A 20,138-nucleotide genomic window follows, 5' to 3' on the forward strand; every position below is an offset into this window, starting at 1 on the left:
GCGCATATGCGCCGACGCCCCCGTCGTGGTGGAACTACGCTTCGATGAGGTCCACCCGCACCGACTCACGGCCGGCGAGGGAGTTGATCACGGTGCGCAGGGCCTTCGCGGTGCGACCCGCGCGGCCGATGACACGTCCGAGGTCGTCGGGGTGAACCCTGACCTCGAGAGTCGTCCCACGCTGGGACGACCGGGACCGAACGGCGACGTCGTCGGGATGATCGACGATGCCGCGGACCAGATGTTCGAGCGAATCTGCCAACATGTCAGGCGTTGTCCTCAGCGGCTTCGGCCTGGGCGGCGTCCTCGGCCTCGACGGCCTTGGCGACGTCGTCGGCAGCGGTGTCCTCAGCTTCGACCTCGGCGGCGTCAGCCTTGCCGGAGCTCTTCTGCGTGATGGCTTCCTTGATCACCGAGTCGGCGGTCGGGGCCACGAAGGCTTCCTTCTCCGGCTGCGGCTTCACGGTGCTGACGGCTTCGCCCTCACCGGTGAACTTCTGCCAGTCGCCGGTGAGCTTGAGCAGGTTGCGGACCTGATCGGTCGGCTGCGCGCCGACAGAGAGCCAGTACTGCGCACGCTCCGAGTCGATCTCGATGACCGAGGGGTCGCGCAGCGGCTGGTAGATGCCGATCTGCTCGATCGCGCGACCGTCACGACGGGTGCGCGAGTCGGCGACGACGACGCGGTAGAAGGGTGCATGGACCTTGCCGATGCGGGTCAGACGAATCTTGACTGCCACTGTAGTGGTGTCTCCTTTTGTGTTCTGTTTGCACAGAGATACCGCACAGTCGTGGGGTTGACGTGACGGAGTCTGCGACCTGGACTATCGACTCGAGGCAGAAGAGAGGGCCCGCGCCGAGGCGAAAGTACAAGAGTTCATTGTGCCAGAAAGGGCTACTTCTTTCCACCTGGGAACATCCCGCCGAAGCCCTTGGGCAGCTTCGCGAGATCGAAGTCGTCGTCCCCGCCGAGGTCGACGCCGCCGAAGGCCGAACCGACCGGGTCCTTCGCCTTGCCCGACTTCCGGTCCTGGACGGCCTGCGCCTGCTCGGCGCGCTTGGCCGGGTTGCCCGACTGACCGCCCTTGCGGCCCTTCTTCTTCCCCGCGGCCTTCTTCTTCCGGTTGGCTCCCCCACCAGGCAGTGAGCCCATTCCCGGCATGCCGCCGGCCCCGGGCATGCCCGGCATTCCGCCGCCGCGGCCCATGCCGCGCATGAGCTTCTGCGCCTGTGTGAAGCGCTCCATGAGCTGGTTGACCGCGGTCACGGTGGTGCCGGCACCCTTGGCGATGCGCGCGCGCCGGGAGCCGTTGAGGATCTTCGGGTTGCTGCGCTCGTACGGTGTCATCGATCTCACGATCGCCTCGACCCGGTCGACCTCGCGCTCGTCGAAGTTCTCGATCTGATCCTTGTACTGGCTCATGCCCGGCATCATGCCGAGCATCTTCTTCATCGAGCCCATCTTCCGCAGGCCCGCCATCTGGGTGAGGAAGTCGTTGAGATCGAAGTCCTCGCCGGACTCGAACTTCTTCTGGAGCTTCGCGGTCTCCTTCTCGTCGAAGTTCTTCTCCGCCTGCTCGATGAGGGTGAGGATGTCGCCCATGTCGAGGATGCGGTCGGCCATCCGGTCGGGATGGAACTGCTCGAAGTCGGTCATCGACTCGCCGGTGGAGGCGAACATGATCGGCCGGCCGGTCACCTCGGCGACGGAGAGGGCGGCGCCGCCGCGGGAGTCGCCGTCGAGCTTCGAGAGCACGACACCGGTGAAGTCGACGCCTTCGAGGAACGCCTCGGCGGTCTTCACTGCGTCCTGACCGATCATCGCGTCGATGACGAAGAGGACCTCGTCGGGGTTGACGGCGGCACGGATGTCCGCGGCCTGCTGCATGAGCTCTTCGTCGATGCCCAGGCGGCCCGCGGTGTCGACGATGACGACGTCGTGGAGCTTCGACTTCGCGACCTCGATCGCGTCGGTGGCGACCTTGACGGGATCGCCCACGCCGTTGCCGGGTTCGGGGGCGTAGACGACGGCTCCGGCCCGCTCACCGACGATCTGGAGCTGGCCCACGGCGTTGGGGCGCTGGAGGTCGGCGGCGACGAGCATCGGACGATGCCCCTCGGACTTCAGCCAGTGGGCGAGCTTGCCGGCCAGCGTCGTCTTGCCCGCACCCTGGAGTCCGGCGAGCATGATGACCGTGGGCGGGCGCTTGGCGAAGGTGAGGCGACGGGTCTGCCCGCCGAGGATGGCGACGAGTTCCTCGTTGACGATCTTGACGACCTGCTGGCCCGGGTTGAGCGCCCCCGAGACCTCTTCCGACAGCGCCCGATCGCGGATGCGCCCGGTGAAGGCGCGGACGACGGGCAGGGCCACGTCGGCGTCGAGCAGGGCTCGGCGGATCTCGCGGATGGTGGCATCGACATCGGCTTCCGAGAGCCTGCCCCTGCCGCGCAGATTCTTGAAAGTCGCGGTGAGCCTGTCGGAGAGGGAATTGAACACGTGCACGCCTTCTTCAGATTGGTCGACTCCCTAGCCTAACAACTCCCCCTGGGAGGTCCGAAACCCCGCCGGGCACCGGAACACCCCACCTGCGGCGTCTGCTGGAACCGCGGGTGGGGCGTCCTGTGAGCACTCCGGCGTACTCCCCCGCCTCGGTGTCCGGCGAGACCGACCGGCGCCGAGGCGGGAGCATCGGGTCAGCGGAAGGAGTATGCCCTCTCCGCGTGTTCGACGTTGTCGATGCCGTCGAGTTCGTCGCGCGGGTCGATCCGCAGACCCATGGTCTTGCGCAGCACGAGCGAGATGACGAGGGTCACCGCTCCGGCGTAGACGATGGCGACGATGCAGGCGACGATCTGGGCGATGAGGAGTTCGAGTCCGCCGCCGTAGAAGAGTCCAGCAGCCGTCTCCGCGGTGGGCACGGCGAAGAATCCGATCATCACGGTGCCGATGATGCCGGCGACGAGGTGGACGGCGACGACGTCGAGGGCGTCGTCGTAGCGCAGGCGGTTCTTCGCGACGACCGCGAAGTAGGCTCCGGCGCCGGCGGCGATGCCGATGAGGATCGCAGCGTAGGGTTCGACGTCGGCACACGCCGGGGTGATCGCGACGAGGCCGGCGATGAGTCCGGAGACGCTGCCGATGCTGCTCGGTCGTGAGGCCCGCAGGCGTTCGATGGTGATCCACGTGATCATGCCGGCGGCCGGGGCGACGAGGGTGTTGACCCAGATGAGTCCGGCCTGCTCGATCGTCGAGGCGGCTCCGCCGTTGAACCCGAACCAGCCGAACCACAGGAGGGCGGCGCCGAGGACGGTGATGGGGATGTTGTGCGGCTTGTGCGGGGTGGAGAAGCGTGCCCGGCGGCCCATGACGACGACGAGGACGAGGGCGGAGATGCCGGCGTTGATGTGGACGACGGTGCCGCCGGCGAAGTCGATCGCGGGTCCGAAGACGCTGCCGATCGCGCCGTCGGCCGACAGGATCCCGTCACCCCAGACCATGAAGGCCAGGGGGCAGTAGACGAGGGTGACCCAGGCGGCGGCGAAGACCAGCCACGTGGAGAACTTTGCGCGGTCGGCCACGGCCCCGGCGATGAGGGCGATCGCGATCATCGCGAACGTCGACCCGTAGCCGATGGAGATCAAAGTCTCCGGCTGGTTGGCCACGGCGTCGGCGAGGCCGAGCTGGCTCAGGGGGTTGCCGACGATCCCGGCGATCGAGTCGCCCGAACTCAGGCCGTAGCCGTAGAGCACCCACACGAGCGCCCCGACGGCCATGGCCGAGAAGACCATCATCATCATGTTGATGCTCGAACTGATCCGAGTCATCCCTCCGTAGAAGAAGGCCACGCCGGGGGTCATCAGCAGCACGAGCCCCGCAGCGACCATCATCCACACATTCACTGCATCGAGTTCCATGTCTCTGTCTCTCTGTCGTCTCAATCGGTTCCGGTGCGCCCAGTCTTCAGGGGCGAGGTCACGGGAATGATTCGACGATGTTTCGAGAATGTGACGAGGACCTCAGGTGAGGCGGAATGCCTGGTCAGAGGCAGTGAGAAGCCCGCTGAGACCGATTCTTCGACTGTCTCAGCGGGCGGGATGGCTCAGTCGAGGAGAGCGTCGACGAACCCTTCGGCGGTGAACGGGGCGAGGTCGTCGGCACCCTCGCCGAGGCCGATGAGCTTGACCGGGACCCCGAGCTCGCGCTGGACGGCGATGACGATGCCGCCCTTCGCGGTGCCGTCGAGCTTGGTGAGCACGATGCCGGAGATGTCGACCGCCTCGGCGAAGACCTTGGCCTGCTGCATCCCGTTCTGCCCGGTCGTCGCATCGAGGACGAGGAGGACTTCGTCGATGTCGTGGCCGTCGCCGAGGGGACGGGTGGCCACGCGCTTGACCTTGCGCAGCTCGTCCATGAGCCCGACCTTGTTCTGCAGGCGACCGGCGGTGTCGATGAGGACGACGTCGGCGTCCTCCGCCTTGCCCTTCTCGACGGCGGCGTAGGCCACCGAGGCGGGGTCGGCGGCCTCCTCGCCGCGCACGGTCTCCACACCCACGCGCGAACCCCAGGTCGTCAGCTGGTCGGCGGCGGCGGCGCGGAAGGTGTCGGCGGCGCCGAGGAGGACGGACTTGTCCTCGGCGACGAGGACGCGGGCGATCTTGCCCACCGTCGTCGTCTTGCCTGCGCCGTTGACGCCGACGACGAGCATGACGGCGGGGTCTCCTGCGGTGCCGGAGGTGGCGAGTTCACGGTCCATCGTCGGATCGACGAGCTTGATGAGCTCCTCGCGCAGCAGTGCCCGAACCTCGTCGGGGTCGCGGGTGCCGAGCACCTTGACGCGTTCGCGGAGGGTGTCGACGAGTTCGGAGGTGGGTTCGACGCCGACGTCGGCGAGGATGAGGGTGTCCTCGATCTCCTCCCACGTCGCCTCGTCGAGGGTGTCGCGGGAGAGGAGGTTGAGCAGTCCGCGGCCGAGCCCGGAGTTCGACTTCGCGAGCCTCTCGCGCAGCCGGACGAGGCGGCTGGCCGGTTCGGTCGGCACCTCGGAGCCGGCCGCCTTCTCCTTCTCCTTGGCCACGGCCTCGGTGATGTCGTCGATCTTCAGTTCGCCGGTGAAGTCGGCGTCGATCGACTGGTCTTCGCCGAATCCCTTGCGTCGGGCGTTGATGCGCAGGCTGATGCCCAGCGCCACGACGAGGATGAAGACGATGGCTGCGACGATGAGCAGGATGATCGGCTGGTCCATTGCGGGACGTCCTCCTTGGTCTGCTGTCCTAGCGCCGTAAGGGTTACGGCCTGGTCTCCGTGAACTGGTCACGGACGGTGCCGCGCGCGGACAGTCCCCTGCCCAAGGCGGTCAGGGGTGGTCTCAGGTGCCGCGGGAGCCGAAGAGCAGTCCGGCGGTGGTGCGCCAGCCGGTGCCCGAATCGGGGATCTTCCAGTGGCGGGTGCGCGGCCGGACGGTGAGCAGCGAGGGTGCCGCATGTCGGCGCGGCTGCGGGCGGAGCACGTACGAGTGGTCGCGGATCGCGGTGACGGCGGCCTGTTCACGGGTGGCCAGGTGGGAGGTGCCGTCGTCGTGGCCGAAGAACTCGTGGACTTCGTCGTCGTAGCCGGTCCACTGGCCGGGCAGTCGGAAGCGCTGCACATCCGAGGAGTACCGCAGCCGTCCTTCCGCGCGCAGCCCGGGAAGGGCGACGAGGAGGACGACGACGAGGGCGAGGGCGAAGGAGATGGCGAGTCCGACGATGACGACGAGTACTGCATTCATGCCAGGCAGTCACCCCGTGGTTCAGCCGACTCGGCCATGGACGTCCCGCTCCTCATAAGTTCTCGACAGTGCTTCTTCGTCCCACAAGTCTATAGTCCCTGCACAGGGCTGGAGTCACACGGGGTGGCGTGGCCGCTGGAGAATTCCCTGGGACTCCGCTGAATGCCCCCGACACGCAGGCTCACCGCACCCGGGCACCCGTGCGCCGAGCACACCCTCACTCCTCGGGGCGGGTCGGGATGCGTTGGGAGATCACCTTCGAGACGCCGTCGCCGTGCATCGTCACCCCGTAGAGGGCGTCGGCGATCTCCATCGTCCGCTTCTGGTGGGTGATGACGATGAGCTGGCTCGAATCCTGCAGCTCCCTGAACACCGTGAGCAGACGGGAGAGATTGAGGTCGTCGAGGGCGGCTTCGACTTCGTCCATGACGTAGAAGGGGCTCGGCCGGGCTTTGAAGATCGCGACGAGCATCGCCACGGCCACGAGTGAGCGCTCCCCACCGGAGAGCAGGGAGAGGCGTTTGACCTTCTTGCCCGCAGGCCTCGCATGGACGTCGACGCCGGTGGTGAGCATGTCGTCGGGGTCGGTGAGGCTGAGGCTGCCTTCGCCGCCCGGGAAGAGGCGGGAGAAGATGTCCTCGAACTCGCGGGCGGTGTCGGCGTAGGCCTCGGCGAAGACGCGTTCGACGTGCCGGTCGACCTCGTCGACGAGCTGCATGAGGTCCTTGCGGGAGGATTCGATGTCGGCGATCTGCTTCTCGAGGAACTGGTGGCGTTCCTTGAGCGCTTCGTACTCCTCGAGGGCGAGCGGGTTGACGGTGCCGATCCGCGCCAGCTGCTTCGATGCCTCCTTGTGCCGCTTCTCGACCTCGGCGCGGACGTAGGGCCGCTCCTCCTCCCCGTCCTCGAAGCCGGGCACGGGGGTGTCGGGTCCGAAGAGTTCGATGAGCCGGTCGATGCCGAGTCCCGTCTCCTGCTCGGCGCGGTGCTCGATCTCCTCGAGCTTGAGCCGGTACCGCTCCTTCGCGAGCTCGGCCTCTGCGGCGGCGTCCTTGAGTCGGCCCAATTCCTTCCGCGTCTGACCCAGTTCCTCGCCGAGGCGGCCCTTCTCCTCCCGCAGGCCCGCGCGCTCGTCGACGAGGACTCCGATGGCCTCGGCGAGTTCGGTCACGGTCGCGGCGGCGAGTGCTGCGGCCTCCTCGGCGACCTCGGCGATCGTCAGCGCCGAGGCGGCAGCGGTGGTCTTGCGGGCGATGGCCCGCTGCGCCTGTTCCCGGGCGGCCTCCTCGGCGGCGGCCTGCCGGGTGAGGGAGTCGACGCGGTCGCGGAGGAACCGTGCGCGGTCGGTTGCGGCCTTGTGCGCGATGCGGGTTTCGATGACGTCTTCCGAGGTCTGGGAGACCTCCCGGCTGAGTGCGTCCCGGTGTGAGGTGTCGACGACTTCGTCGACGTCCTCGACCCCGGCCAGTGCCGCCTCGGCGGTGTCGGCGTCCTGCTGGGCCGCGGCGAGGCGGCGGCGGAGTTCGGCGTCGTTCTCCCCGGCCCGGCTCAGGCGGGTCTCGTCGGCGGCGATCTCACCGGTGATCCGGGAGACCTCCTCGGCGGCGGCCATGATCTGCGCATCGGAGGAGTGGAGGGCCTCGAGGGCTGCGGCGGTGACGGGTTTCGCCTCGGCGAGCCTCCGTTCGGTTGCGGCGATGTCGGCGTCGAACCCGGTCACGGTCGCTTCGAGGCCGGCGATCGTCTCCTCGGTCTCGGTCAGCGCCGTCTGCGAGGCGAGTCGGGTGCCCGAGGCGGTGCGGGCGCGGCTGACCCGGGTCGAGGTGATGACCTCGCCGTGGACGGTGACGGCGGTGAGCTGCGGGTCCGCGTCGACGGCGGCGAGCGCGGCGGCTGCGTCCGGGGTGCAGACGACGGCGGCCAGGGCTGTCCTGACGAGGGTGTCGAGGGCGGGGTCGTCGGCGCGGACGAAGTCGGCCAGGCGCTGAGGCCCGGTGTCACCGCCCTTGCCGGATCCTCCCGCCGAGGCGGTCGCCTCGGCTGTGCCTGCAGGAGCCGGGTGGGTTCCGCTGGGGATGGTCAGGGAGACGTTGGTGTCCTCACCGAGGTGGTCGAGCACGGTCAGTGCCGCCTGCCCGGAGTCGACGATGACGCCGCTCACGGTCGTCGACAGGGCCGCGGCCACGGCCATCTCGTAGCCGGTGGTCACCGTGAGCTTCTCCGTCACGGCGGTCTCGACACCGGGCAGGCCGGAGGAGACGATGTCGCTCAGGTCGGCTTCGAGTGCAGTGCCGAGTGCGAGGGCTTCGGCACGGGCGCGGGCGGAGGCGAGTTCGGAGGCCGCCTCGGCGCGCTTCGCCTTCTCCTCCCGCAGCTGGGCCTCGAGGTCGGTCTGGGCTGCCTTCGCCGTCTCATAGGTCTCATCGAGGGTGGTCTCGCCCTCTTCGACGGACTCGACGGCGGCTTCGGCAGCGGTGAGGGCTTCGCGTCGGTCGATGAGTCGGGTCTCGATCGCCGCGATCTCGCTGCGACCGGCTTCGATACGGGCCTGCAGGTCGGTGATGCGGGAGCGTGCCTGCTCCTGCCGGGAGTGGAGGCTCGAACGGTTCTTCACCGCCTCGGTGATGGCGATCTGCGCGGCCTTGACATCGGCTTCGGCTGCGCGCAGGGCGGCGGCGAGTTCCTCTTTGCGGGCGTTCGCCGTCTCGAGGGCGGCCGTCGAGTCGGTGACGGCCTCATCGGCGGCGCTGAGCTCCTCCCTGATGCCTTCGGCCTGGCTGCGCAGCTCATCGGGTGAACGGCCTTCGCGCCGGCCGAGGCTCGTGACCTCGGAGAGGAGGTGGGAGCGTTTGTCGCCGGCACGGCTGGCCAGGCCGCTGGCGCGCACGGCCTGGGTCTGGGTGCGCGATTCCGCGGTGCGCATCTCCTCGAGGTCGCCCTCGACGGTCGCGAGCCGGGTCTCGATCTCGGTCAGCCGGGACTCCGCCTGCGCGCGGCGGCCCTCGAGGTCGGCGATCCTCTCCGTGTGGTCGCCTCCCCCGTCGGAGGCGGCGAAGAGGGAGGCCTGCAGGCGCACGGCATCGTCGGCCAGCAGCCGGGCGGTGGCATCGCGGAGGGTCGCCTGGACGATGGCGGCCCGGGCGGCTGCCTGGGCTTGGCGTCCGAGCGGTCCGAGCTGCCGGTTGAGTTCGGTGCGCAGATCGCCGAGGCGGTCGAGGTTCGTCTGCAGGCCGGTGAGCTTGCGCACCGCTTTGTCCTTGCGGCGGCGGTGCTTGAGGACGCCGGCGGCCTCCTCGATGAAGCTGCGGCGCTCGATGGGATCGGCGTGGAGGATCGCGTCGAGGCGGCCCTGGCCGACGATGACGTGCATCTCCTTGCCGAGCCCGGAGTCGTTGAGGAGCTCCTGGATGTCGAGGAGGCGGGCCGGTGCCCCGTTGACGGCGTATTCGCTGCCCCCGGTGCGGAAGAGAGTCCGGGAGATCGTCACCTCGGTGTAGTCGACGGGGATGGCTCCGTCGGAGTTGTCGATGGTCAGGGTCACCTCGGCGCGGCCGAGGGCCTGGCGCTTCGAGGTGCCGGCGAAGATGACGTCGTCCATCTTCCCGCCGCGCAGGTTCTTCGCCCCCTGTTCGCCCATCACCCAGGAGAGGGCGTCGACGACGTTGGATTTGCCTGACCCGTTGGGGCCGACGACGCAGGTGATGCCCGGCTCGAACTTCAGGGTCGTGGCCGAGGCGAAGGATTTGAATCCGCGCAGGGTCAGGCTTTTGAGATGCATCGTGCCCTCAAGCATAGCGGGGGCCGGACCTGCGGCCCGGACACTCTGTTGCCTGGGTCACAAATTTTGGTAGTGTGCCTCTCACCTCGCCGTCGAGACCAGGAAGGATCGCCGCGCACGGCCGTCTGAGGCGACCCGATGCGGCAACCGAACCCATGAGCGATCCATCGAACACCTCCGGCAGCGGCGACGTCCCCGGCCGCGGAGCCGACAACGGCTTCGACCGCACCCGCGAACTCATCACCCACCTGCAGAATCCGCCGACGAAGAAGCGGTACCTGCGCCGGATCGGCCTCGACAAGCCGGTCTTCTTCACCGCCGGGTTCCTCGCGGTCGCCTTCGTCGTCTGGGGCTTCATCTCGCCGGAGAGCCTCGGCGTCGTCGCCGGTGCCGCCCTGACCGGGGTGATGGACAACTTCGGGTGGCTCTTCGTCATCGCCGCCACGGTCTTCACGATCTTCGTCATCGTCGTCGCCGTCAGCCGGTTCGGGCGGATCCCGCTCGGCAGGGACGGGGAGAAGCCGGAGTTCCGCACCTCCTCGTGGATCGCGATGATGTTCGCCACCGGCATGGGCATCGGCCTCGTCTTCTCCGGGGTGGGCGAGCCTCTGTTCTTCTACATGTCTCCCCCACCGAACACCGTCGACGGGTCGACCGCCGAGGCGATGGGCACGGCCATGGGCACGACGCTGTTCCACTGGACCCTCTACCCGTGGGCGATGTATGCGATCGTCGGCCTCGGCGTCGCCTACGGCTCGTTCCGGCTCGGGCGCTCCCAGCTCTTCTCCTCGATGTTCACCCCGCTCTTCGGCGAACGCGTGGTCAACGGCGTCGGCGGGAAGATCATCAACATCCTCGCGATCCTCGCCACCCTCTTCGGCTCGGCGTGCTCGCTCGGGCTCGGGGCCATCCAGATCGGCGGCGGCATCCAGACCGCGGGCATCCTCCCCGATGTCTCCTCGCCGGTGCTCGTCCTCATCATCGCGATCCTCACCGCGGCCTTCGTCGCCTCGGCCGTGTCCGGGGTGGAGAAGGGCATCCAGTGGCTGTCGAACATCAACATGGTCCTCGCGGTCATCGTCGCCGCGATCGTCTTCATCGGCGGCCCGACGCTGTTCATCCTCAACGTCATCCCCTCCTCGGTGGGCTCGTTCATCGAGGATCTGCCGCAGATGGCCTCGCGGACGGCGGCGAACGGGGTCGGCGTCAACGAATGGCTGTCCTCGTGGACGGTCTTCTACTGGGCGTGGTGGATCTCGTGGTCGCCCTTCGTCGGCCTCTTCATCGCCCGCATCTCCCGGGGGCGGACGGTCCGTCAGTTCGTCACCGGTGTGCTCATCGTCCCCTCAGTGGTCTCGACGATCTGGTTCGCGATCTTCGGCGGCGGCGCCATCGGCATCCAGGAGCGCGCCGAACGCGGTGAGGGCACTGTCCGGGCACTCGCGAACATCGTCGACGGCGAACCGGACATCAAGATGGACACGATCCTCTTCGACCTCCTCGGCGCACTTCCCCTGCCCAACCTCATCGCGATCATCCTCATGATCGTCACCGTCATCCTCATCGCGATCTTCTTCGTCACGGGAGCCGATTCGGCGTCGATCGTCATGGGCACGCTCTCGGCCAACGGGGCGCTCGAACCGGGCAGGCGGCTCGTCATCTTCTGGGGTGTCGCGACGGGTGCGGTCGCGGCGGTGATGCTCCTGGCCGGGGGCAGCGATCCCTCCGAGGCGCTCAACGGGCTGAAGAACATCACGATCGTCTCCGCGCTGCCGTTCGTCATCGTCATGCTTCTGCTCTGTGTGGCGCTGTGGAAGGACCTGTGCCAGGATCCGCTTGTCATCCAACGGGAGCTCGCGACCCATCTGCTCGACCAGTCCGTGGCCACGGGGGTCAACGAATACGACGGCGGCGTGTTCGGTCTGGCCACCTCGGAGTTCAGCCAGGTCCCCGCAGACGAGGAGGGTGCGGAGGACGCGGATGCCTCTCGGCCCCGCACCGGCGTCGGCAAGGGCGGGGACGCTCCGCCGCCGACCGGCCACGAGACCGATGATCCCGGCGCCGAGGCGGACGATCCTCGATCGTGAGTCAGTCCCCGCCGAAGAGCGCGCATTCCTGACTGACGCGGCCATGGACGAACTGCGAGCGGTCGAAGTACCCGGATTCGACGCGTGCCCAGGGGCGGGCGGGGTCAGACACACTGAGGACAAATTCAACGGTCTCGGCCGACGCCGTCGTTGCTCACCGTCGAAACAGAGCATCAGTCATCGTGCTAAAATCGTTTCATCATGATCAGTCCGTTGCCGCAAGGCGCGGGCTGATTTTCTTTGCAGGAAGGACCATCACGTCGCTATGGCGGAGTACGCGAAGCCGTGGCTTTCCGTCGACGAACAGATCGATCGACTGGCGGGCCACGGGATCACGATCGAGGACCGCGGCCGGGCAACGTCCCTCCTGGAGGCGACCGGCTACTACCGCCTCACCGGCTACCTCTACCCATTCCGTGAGTCAGAAACTTGGATCGACAGCGAGCACAACGTGCGGACCCGCGTGCTCAGCAGATACAGGGCGGGAACGAGACTTGAACATGCCGAAGAGATCATCGACTTCGACAGGCGGTTGCGCATGCTCGTCATGGACGGCGTCGAGCGTATCGAGGTCGCGATCCGTATGCGGATCGGCTACGTACTCGGCAGGAGGTCCCCGTTCGCCTACGAGGACCCGGACAGCTTCATTGCAGCCTTCACCACCGAGCGCACAGATGCCCGCGAGCCCGCACCCAGCAGGCATGTGCAGTGGCTCCAGCGCATCAACAACCGGAAGGCCAGTTCCGACGAACAGTTCGTCGAGCACTTCCGAGCGAAATACGACGACCGTATGCCGGTGTGGGCGCTCACCGAGATCCTCGAGCTGGGGCACCTGTCCATCCTCTATCGTGGCATGCACCAGCAGGACGCCGAGGAGATCGCCCTGGCATTCGGTGTCCCCACGAAGAAGATAATGACCAGCTGGCTGGCCAGCCTCAACTACGTCCGCAACGTCGCAGCGCACCATTCTCGGCTGTTCAACAGAAAGCTCCAGCACGCGCCTGCCCGCCCGAAGGCGGGACAGATCCCTGCCCTCGATCACCTCCGCGAGGAACAGACGGCGAAGGGGGTCTTCGGCACCTACAATGCCCTCGCCGTCATCGCGTACCTCCTGCCATTCATCGAACCAGGCACCGACTGGCCGAATCGACTGGCGACACTGCTGAGTGAGTTCCCGTCATCGCACGCCTTGACGACTACCTCGATGGGCGCACCCAGCGACTGGGAGTCGCTCGAGCTTTGGCGAGGGTGACTCTGCAATCGCCGCAACTCATCCACCGCGGACCGGAAACGGCTCAACCGAGTACGCGCCCAGAAATGGCACATACTCCGCGAGGTAGTCAGGATCCTACTGCCGCAGATGAGCAAGCCCGGGTGAACCAGACGTGAGCACACACTCCGCCCGTCAGCTCACCGGTACCGCGGCGGCTTCTGGCAGTTCGGGCAGAAGTGACTCCCGCGCCCGGCGACCGTGAGCTTGGCGATCTCCCCGCCGCAGCGCACGCATTCCTGGCCTCCGCGACCGTAGACGAGCAGCGAGCGGTCGAAGTACCCGGACTCCCCGTTGACGTTGACGTAGAGGTCGTCGAAGCTCGTTCCGCCCACGGCCAGCGCATCGCCCATCACGGTCGTCGCCGATTCGAGGACGGCGGCCAGGCGGTTCCGTCTCGTGCGGGCGGCGATCGCCAGCGGATGGATGCCCGCCCGGAAGAGCGCTTCGTCGGCGTAGATGTTGCCGACCCCGCTGATGAGAGTCTGATCGAGCAGGGCCGCCTTGATCGGGCTGCGCTTGCGCGCCAAGGCCGCCAACGTCGCGTTGATGTCGAAGGCGTCCTCGAGCGGGTCGGGTGCGATGTGGATCGCCGAGGCGGGCACAAGCCGACCGTGTGCGGGCACGAGCGGCTGCACGCTGAGATGGCCGAAGATCCGCTGGTCGACGAAGCGCAGATCGAAGCGCTCCTCGCCCCGTTCGAGGCGGAACACCGCACGTGTGTGCCGGTGCGCCTCATCCGCGGCGAGGTGGACGCGCATCTGCCCGCTCATGCCCAGGTGGACGAGCAGTCCGTCCTCCCCATCGAGCGTGAGCCACATGAACTTCCCGCGCCGCTGCGCCCCGGTGATGCGACGGCCGGTGACGGTGCGGACGAAGGCTGCGGCAGCGGTGTCATCGACCCGCCGCGCCGAGGTGGTGCCGAGGATCCGGGGATCGACCACCTCGGCGCCGGTGATGAGGGCACCCGCGGTCCACTCATCGACGCCGCGGCGGACGCTTTCGACCTCGGGAAGCTCGGGCATCGCAGCCGTGAACTGCGCGTCAGCGCTTGTAGTCGGGGTAGAGCGTGCGGATCGCCTTGACCGCGACTTCCGCGGCAGCCGCCTCGGCGGCCTTCTTCGACGATCCGTCGCCCGAGCCCCAGCCGTTGTCGCCGAGGCGGGCGTGGGCGGTGAAGACCATCGCATGGTCGGGGCCGGTCGAGGTGATCTCGTAGCTCACGGCACCCAGTCCCAGGTCGGCGGCGGCCTCCTGGAGGGTGGTCTTGAAGTCCATGCCTGCACCGAGGTTGACGGCGTCGGCGAGCATTCCGTCGATGAGCCGGTGGACGAAGGCGAAGGCCGCGTCCCGACCCGAGGAGACGAAGGTCGCACCGATGAGGGCTTCGACGGTGTCGGCGAGGATCGAGTCCTTGTTCCGTCCGCCGGTGAGCTCTTCGCCCTTGCCGAGGAGGATGTGACGGCCGATGTCGTGGCGGCGGGCGATCGCGGCCAGGGCACGCGTGTTGACGACGGCAGAGCGCATCTTCGCAAGCTGGCCCTCCGGCAGGTCCGGGTTGTCGTAGTAGAGCGACTCGGTGGCGACGAGGCCGAGGACGGAGTCGCCCAGGAACTCGAGGCGCTCGTTCGTCGGGATGCCGCCGGCTTCGAAGGCGAAGGAGCGGTGGGTCAGGGCAAGACGAAAAGTCTCGGGATCGATGTCGATCCCGAGACTCTTCTGCAGTTCTGCTGTGGTATCAGTGTCCACAGGTCAGACGTCAGCGACCTTGCGTCCCTTGTACTCAAGGAACAGCGGGGTGCCGGCTGCGTCTTCGACGACCTTGGCCTGGTGGGGGCGCGAGTACACAACGCGACCGTTCTCCACAGTCTTGACCAGGTTCGGAGCCTGGGCCTTCCACTGCGAACGACGGTGGCGGGTGTTGCTGCGCGACATCTTACGCTTGGGAACAGCCACGTCTAGCTCTCTTTCTTCTCATCCAACAAGTTCTGAAGCTGTGCGAACGGCGAATCGGATTCGCTCTCGCCCTCCTCGATGTCCTCACCGAGGGTGTAGCTGAACTCTTCGCTTCCGTCCTGCGAGGGACTGAAGGGCAGAGCCATCACGACAGCGTCTCTGATCGCGGGTTCGAGGTCGAGGTGATCCCGGTCGATGACGTAGGAGTCCTCGTCGCCCTCGGCCTGCTCATAGACGTACATCTCGTTGATGTCGACATCCATGGGCAGCTCGATCTCGTCGAGCGTCCTCGCGTCCTCGCCGCGAGCCACGGTCGAAACCGTGCCCGAGACGTAGATCCCCTCGGAAACGCTCTCGAACATGAGCTCGAGATTCATCGGCGTTCCTTCGGCGACCCCGATCACTTCGATCTTGAGATCCGCCGGAGCCGGCACTGTGGCGTTGACACGTTCCCACTCACCCGGATGACCGAGCAATCCCATGGATCGGAGATCGTAGACGAACTCTGACCGCTTCTTCATGCTCTCTCCTCCGTATGCGAATGAGATGCCGCTCCTGCGTTCACACGCGACTCACCATTCTAATCAACTCCGCCGACCATTGCCAATCGTCGGCCGGACCTCGCCGAGGTGTTCCTCGTCACCCCGATTCCGTGACGTTGCGCCAGGCTACCGCACCTCAATGCATGAGCGCCTCAGTCTTTACGCCGCCCGAGTCGGTACTGTGATCGCGTGACGTCGAAACAGGCCATCAACACTGTGAGCACCGTCTGGGTGTCCATCGTCGCCCTCCTCTTCACGGTGACGACGATCCTCGCCATCTCCGCCGCGATCGATGTCGCCAAAATCTTCGTCGTCGGCGTGGAGACCGGGCAGTTCAAGGCTCTCACCCGCGACTGCGGTCTGCCGAAGAACGGCGAGGTCATGTGCGCCTGGCGCGGAACGTACACCGGCACCGACGGCACAACGGTGAAGAACGCCCTCCTCGGCGAGGACCTCTCACGCGAAAGCGCGAGCGAACCGCAGCAGGTGCGCTGGAACGGCGATGAGGTCAATCCCGTCGTCTACCTCGACGACCCGCGGTCGGTGTGGAAGAACCTCGCCATCATCGCCTTCATCTGGTCCGTCTTCACCGGCCTCTACGCGTACCTGATCATCAGCAGCCTCAGCCGTCGACGCCGGAAACTCGAGAGGCTCGGCAACTCGAACCCCTGACCCTCACCACTTCTCGTGACTGTTGCGCCAGGTCACGCCGCCGGCGAGGAGGAGCAGCGCCCCGGAGATCGTGAAGACGACGCCGGAGCCGGCGATGATCGTGAGCACCGAAGCGATCGAGGGGATCGCGACCTGGCTGAGCCGATTGCCGGCCAACCGGATCGAGAGCACCGCCGCCCGGTTCGCCGGGTCCGACAGCGTCGAGACCCACGTCATCGTCAGCGGCTGGGTGAGCCCGAAGCAGAACCCGGCGATCGCCAGCAGGATCGCCAGACTCCACGTCTGGGTGAGCACAGGGATGAGGATGACGCAGATCCCCGCCGTCGCCGATGCGGTCCACAGCAGCGAGAGACTCCCCCACCGGCGAGCGAGCATCCCGATGATCATCCGCGAGATCACCGCGGCGAACGTCCGCAGCGCGAGCAGCCACGTCACCGTCGTCACGCTCAGCCCGTTCTCCTGCCCGATGAGCGGCAGGTACGCGGTCATGAGGTCGACGGCGGCCAGAGTCGCCATCGACGCGAGGATCGCCGGCTTCATCCCCCGGATCCGCAGCAGAGCCCACGGGGTGCGGACACTTCCGGCCGCCTCGGCGCGGGAGACATGCGGGGTCCGCCCGCGGAGCATGACGATGACCGCGGCGATGAGGGTGAGCGATGAGAACGCCGTCATGAACCACAGGGCGCCGACGATGTGCGGGGACCCGCCGGTGGCGTCGGCGATCATGCCGGCCAGGGGCAGGCCGATCGTCTGCCCGATCGACACCCCCAGGGTGAGGTGGCCGAACTTCGCGGTCAGGCGGGAGGCCGGGAAGCTCTGCGGGATGAGCGCCTGCGAAGCCACGGTGGTGAGCAGCTGACCGAAGCCGAGGCTCATCGTCGCGACGAGAAGCACGCCGAGGTTGGGGGCGATGGCCGCGAGCGCGACGGGGAGGATCGAGAGCACGGTGCCCACCCAGAGCACCGCGGTCGCATACCCCCGGTCGACGAGGCGGCCGACGAAGAGCGCGGTGAGCAGCGGGACGAGCGAATAGCACGCGGTCATGAGGCCGAGCACGACCCCGGTGCCGCCGAGTTCGAGGGTGCGGTAGGAGATGAGCACGCGCACGCCGTTGTACGTCGCGTGCGCGAGGACGGTGTGGACGACGAGGCCTGTGAACCAGGCCCGGGACGAGGAAGGAGTCGCCTGCATGCCTTACGAGTCGGCGCTCAGCGCGGCGAGCACGGGCTCGGGCACGAGGCCCGTGATGTCCCCGCCGTTCCTGTGGACCTCTTTGATCAGGGAGGAGGAGACGTGCTCGAACTCGGGGTTGCCGGGCACGAAGATCGTCTCGAGGTCGGTGAGGTGCTTGTTCATCAGCGCCATCGGCAGTTCGTAGGCGAAGTCCGTGCCCGACCGCAGGCCTTTGACGACCGCGGGTGCCCCGATCCTGGCGCAGTAGTCGACGAGGAGGCCGCCGGGGACGACGTCGATCGTGATGTTCTCCGCGTCCCTGGTGCGCTCGTCGGCGTCGAGGGAGGCGCGGATGAGCTCGGCGCGGGTGTCCGGATCGAACCGGCCCGTCTTCGACGGGTTGTGGACGACGGCGACGACGACCTCGTCGAAGAGCTTCGCCGCGCGGGCGATGATGTCGAGGTGACCCATGGTGATCGGATCATAGGAACCGGGACTGACGACCTTCATGGCCTCATCGTATCCCGCACGCCGAGGTGGTCCCGGCCGGTCCGCATGACGTTCAGTCGGCGCGGAGTTCGGTGCCGAGGTGGTCAGTCGGCACGGAGGTCGAAGGGCGGCTGCTGTTCTTTGAGCGCCGACCACCCGTGCCAGGCCGCGGCGACGACGACCATGGTGCCGAAGATGATGAGCGAGCTGTAGCTCTGGATCATCATGGCGAGCTTCGCCGATTCCCACCCGCCGGCCGACGCGAAGGCCATCATGCTGCCGATGGAGAGGGCAGCGCCGACGAGGCCGACGACGCTCACCCAGGTGACGCGGACGACATGCGAGTGCGCTCGGCGAGGCCGGGCGGCGAGCAGTCCGAGGCCGAGAGCCGCGGCTGCCGCGGACAGGGCGAAATCAAGCCCGAAGACAGTGAGCACTCCCCCATAGACGCCGACGAAGAACTCGGTGAGGACGACAACGAGGGCCATGGCCACGAGCATCGTGACGACTGCTTCGCGCACAAGCGCCCAATAGCGCGTGGCGAACGACCGCCCATGAGGATCCATGCCCCGATCGTATCGCCGAGCGAACCGACCGGGCGCACCGCCCCGGGCTCCAGCGCCGCGCGTGACGGTCACTCTCGCAGGCTCGCCCACTGATCGTCAGCACCGGACTCGCCGTCCTCCCCGCGGACGACGACGGCCTCGGGTTCGGACGCGGGATTGCGCAGGCGGGCGACCGCCTCGGCGGAGATCCGAGCGACGATGCCCACTGCCTGCTCCTCGTCTCCGGCGGCGATCGCCTCGGCGAGGCTGCGGTGGACGTCGATGAGATCGCACCGGACCTCATACCCACCGGGCGCAGACAGGGAGAGCAGCCTCGTATGGACCATCGACGCCTTCATCAGCGTCGTCAGCCGCGGGGACCCGGAGCACGCGACGATCGCGTGATGGAAGTCGAGGTCGGCGTCCCCGATGACCCGGGCGACACTTCCGTCGACGACCGATTCGAGCGCCTCGAGCGCCTCGTCGATGAGCGCGGTGGCCCGCTGCCCGCGGATGATCATCCGCACGGCCTGAACTTCGATCGCCTCGCGCACCGCATAGACGTCGTCGATGTCCTCGGTCCCCATCCGCTTGACCCACGCACCCCGCCCCGGGGCATGACTGACGCTGCCCTCGCTGACGAGACGTTGCAGCGCCTCCCGCAGGGACGGCCGGGAGACCCCGAGCAGCTCCGCGGTGCGCACCTCGTTGATCGCCTGACCCGGGAGCAGACTGCCGCGGTAGATCGCATTGCGGATCTCCTCGGCGACGAGGTCGATCGTCGAGGAACGCACGACGCGACGCAGCACGGGCAGCTCCGAGGTGTGCGGCTGAGACATGTCACGAGCATATAACGTTGTCAGACAGTGTGACATCCGGACTGTCAGAGGTTTGAATGGGGCGATGAGACGCACGTCACCCACGTCGTCACCGACCACGGAACTCCCCAGGAAAGGACCCGCCATGACCTCCCTCAAAGGACTCGCGGCCGCGACCTCGATCCTCGCCCTCACGCTCACCCTCGGTGCGTGCAGCGGCGGCGGCTCCGACAAGAGCACCCTGCAGCAGGCCATCGACGACGGCAAGATCACCGTCGGCTTCGCCGGTGAGGCCCCGTACAGCTTCGAAGAGGGCGGCGAACTCCAAGGCGCGAGCGTCGCCCTGGCCAAGCAGGTCTTCAAGAACCTCGGCGTCGACAACGTCGACGGCGTCAACACCGAGTTCGGCTCCCTCATCCCCGGCCTCAACGCCGAGCGCTTCGACGCGATCTCCGCGGGCATGTCGATCCTGCCCGACCGCTGCAAGCAGGCGTCCTTCGGCAACCCCGAGTTCATGTACACCACGGCCCTGATGACGAAGAAGGGCGAGAACGAGGGGCTGAAGAACCTCGACGAGGTCAAGGAGAAGGGCCTCAAGCTCGCCACCATGACCGGCGCCGTCGAATCCGACTACGCGAAGGCCCTCGGCATCGAGTCGCAGCAGGTCGGCACCCCGCAGGACGGCATGGACGCCGTGACCACGGGCCGCGCCGACGCGTTCGCGCTCACCGGCATCTCACTGAACTGGATGGCGAAGAACACCCCGAACGCCGATGTCGCGGTGAGCGAATCGTTCGTCCAGGAGATCGACGGCGTCCCACAGGTCGGTGCGGGCGCCACGGTGTTCCGCACCGACGACACCGAACTGCGCGACGCGTGGAACAAGGAACTCGACAAGATCGTCGGCGACGAGAAGGCCTACCTCGACATCGTCGGCGACTACGGCTTCACGAAGGAGGAGCGCCCTGACGGCTCGATCACGACCGATCAGCTGTGCAAGGGCGAACTGCCGACCGCTGACTCCTGAGCCGCAGCCTGAC

At 67.4% G+C, this 20,138-nt stretch carries 19 protein-coding genes; 4 read left to right on the plus strand and 15 right to left on the minus strand.

Annotation, left to right across the window (positions count from 1 at the left end; all coding sequences use genetic code 11):
- Positions 1-34 precede the first annotated feature (34 nt).
- From AAHA49_RS06240 to smc, 7 genes are all read right to left on the minus strand, one after another.
- Positions 35-265, minus strand: a complete 231-nt coding sequence (locus AAHA49_RS06240; protein WP_009378338.1) for an RNA-binding protein — start codon at positions 263-265, stop codon at positions 35-37.
- A 1-nt stretch (position 266) separates the two neighbouring features.
- On the minus strand, positions 267-740 hold the full coding sequence (rpsP, locus tag AAHA49_RS06245; RefSeq protein ID WP_339392558.1) for a 30S ribosomal protein S16: 474 nt from the start codon (positions 738-740) through the stop codon (positions 267-269).
- 155 nt (positions 741-895) lie between these two features.
- Positions 896-2,497: a signal recognition particle protein gene (gene ffh / locus AAHA49_RS06250; RefSeq protein ID WP_342037631.1), complete on the minus strand. Its 1,602-nt coding sequence runs from the start codon at positions 2,495-2,497 to the stop codon at positions 896-898.
- A gap of 197 nt (positions 2,498-2,694) precedes the next feature.
- Positions 2,695-3,915: an ammonium transporter gene (locus AAHA49_RS06255; protein WP_342037632.1), complete on the minus strand. Its 1,221-nt coding sequence runs from the start codon at positions 3,913-3,915 to the stop codon at positions 2,695-2,697.
- A gap of 185 nt (positions 3,916-4,100) precedes the next feature.
- Positions 4,101-5,243, minus strand: coding sequence for a signal recognition particle-docking protein FtsY (gene ftsY / locus AAHA49_RS06260; RefSeq protein WP_342037633.1), 1,143 nt, complete (start codon positions 5,241-5,243; stop codon positions 4,101-4,103).
- Between the two features lie 123 nt (positions 5,244-5,366).
- Positions 5,367-5,768 carry a hypothetical protein gene (locus tag AAHA49_RS06265; protein ID WP_211979015.1) on the minus strand — a complete coding sequence of 134 codons (402 nt, stop codon included), beginning with the start codon at positions 5,766-5,768 and terminating at the stop codon, positions 5,367-5,369.
- A gap of 217 nt (positions 5,769-5,985) precedes the next feature.
- Positions 5,986-9,546: a chromosome segregation protein SMC gene (gene smc / locus AAHA49_RS06270; protein ID WP_342037634.1), complete on the minus strand. Its 3,561-nt coding sequence runs from the start codon at positions 9,544-9,546 to the stop codon at positions 5,986-5,988.
- A 155-nt stretch (positions 9,547-9,701) separates the two neighbouring features.
- Here smc and AAHA49_RS06275 point away from each other — a divergent pair, with 155 nt between their 5' ends.
- Together AAHA49_RS06275 and AAHA49_RS06280 are read left to right on the plus strand one after the other, a co-directional pair.
- Positions 9,702-11,633 (plus strand): BCCT family transporter, encoded by a 1,932-nt coding sequence (locus AAHA49_RS06275; protein ID WP_342037635.1) that lies wholly within the window; start codon positions 9,702-9,704, stop codon positions 11,631-11,633.
- A gap of 265 nt (positions 11,634-11,898) precedes the next feature.
- Positions 11,899-12,885, plus strand: coding sequence for an Abi family protein (locus AAHA49_RS06280; RefSeq protein WP_342037636.1), 987 nt, complete (start codon positions 11,899-11,901; stop codon positions 12,883-12,885).
- Between the two features lie 158 nt (positions 12,886-13,043).
- Here the strand turns inward: AAHA49_RS06280 and mutM are convergent, their stop codons facing one another.
- From mutM to AAHA49_RS06300, 4 genes are read right to left on the minus strand one after another with little or no spacing between them, the layout of a single operon-like run.
- Positions 13,044-13,928 (minus strand): bifunctional DNA-formamidopyrimidine glycosylase/DNA-(apurinic or apyrimidinic site) lyase, encoded by an 885-nt coding sequence (gene mutM, locus AAHA49_RS06285; protein WP_342037637.1) that lies wholly within the window; start codon positions 13,926-13,928, stop codon positions 13,044-13,046.
- A gap of 19 nt (positions 13,929-13,947) precedes the next feature.
- Complete coding sequence (gene rnc, locus AAHA49_RS06290; RefSeq protein WP_339392566.1) at positions 13,948-14,652, minus strand: ribonuclease III; 705 nt, start codon at positions 14,650-14,652, stop codon at positions 13,948-13,950.
- Between the two features lie 3 nt (positions 14,653-14,655).
- Entirely contained in the window at positions 14,656-14,859 is a 204-nt protein-coding gene (rpmF, locus tag AAHA49_RS06295; protein ID WP_144588255.1) for a 50S ribosomal protein L32, read from the minus strand.
- 2 nt (positions 14,860-14,861) lie between these two features.
- Positions 14,862-15,380 carry a YceD family protein gene (locus AAHA49_RS06300; RefSeq protein WP_144588252.1) on the minus strand — a complete coding sequence of 173 codons (519 nt, stop codon included), beginning with the start codon at positions 15,378-15,380 and terminating at the stop codon, positions 14,862-14,864.
- 210 nt (positions 15,381-15,590) lie between these two features.
- On the opposite strand from AAHA49_RS06300, the gene AAHA49_RS06305 reads away from it, so the two are divergent.
- Positions 15,591-16,073 (plus strand): hypothetical protein, encoded by a 483-nt coding sequence (locus AAHA49_RS06305; RefSeq protein WP_342037638.1) that lies wholly within the window; start codon positions 15,591-15,593, stop codon positions 16,071-16,073.
- A gap of 3 nt (positions 16,074-16,076) precedes the next feature.
- Here the strand turns inward: AAHA49_RS06305 and AAHA49_RS06310 are convergent, their stop codons facing one another.
- The 4 genes from AAHA49_RS06310 to AAHA49_RS06325 form a co-directional block, all read right to left on the minus strand.
- Positions 16,077-17,264: an MFS transporter gene (locus AAHA49_RS06310; RefSeq protein ID WP_342037639.1), complete on the minus strand. Its 1,188-nt coding sequence runs from the start codon at positions 17,262-17,264 to the stop codon at positions 16,077-16,079.
- Positions 17,265-17,267: 3 nt separating this feature from the next.
- Positions 17,268-17,756, minus strand: a complete 489-nt coding sequence (gene coaD, locus AAHA49_RS06315; protein WP_342037640.1) for a pantetheine-phosphate adenylyltransferase — start codon at positions 17,754-17,756, stop codon at positions 17,268-17,270.
- Between the two features lie 83 nt (positions 17,757-17,839).
- Positions 17,840-18,301, minus strand: coding sequence for a hypothetical protein (locus AAHA49_RS06320; protein WP_342037641.1), 462 nt, complete (start codon positions 18,299-18,301; stop codon positions 17,840-17,842).
- A 68-nt stretch (positions 18,302-18,369) separates the two neighbouring features.
- On the minus strand, positions 18,370-19,119 hold the full coding sequence (locus AAHA49_RS06325) for a GntR family transcriptional regulator (protein WP_342037642.1): 750 nt from the start codon (positions 19,117-19,119) through the stop codon (positions 18,370-18,372).
- A 124-nt stretch (positions 19,120-19,243) separates the two neighbouring features.
- Between AAHA49_RS06325 and ehuB the strand changes: the two genes are divergently transcribed.
- Positions 19,244-20,125 (plus strand): ectoine/hydroxyectoine ABC transporter substrate-binding protein EhuB, encoded by an 882-nt coding sequence (gene ehuB, locus AAHA49_RS06330; protein ID WP_342037643.1) that lies wholly within the window; start codon positions 19,244-19,246, stop codon positions 20,123-20,125.
- The last annotated feature ends 13 nt before the right edge of the window (positions 20,126-20,138 follow it).

Origin of the sequence: Brevibacterium ammoniilyticum (assembly GCF_038429965.1) — a bacterium.
In the GTDB taxonomy this organism is placed as follows: Bacteria; Actinomycetota; Actinomycetes; order Actinomycetales; family Brevibacteriaceae; genus Brevibacterium; species Brevibacterium ammoniilyticum.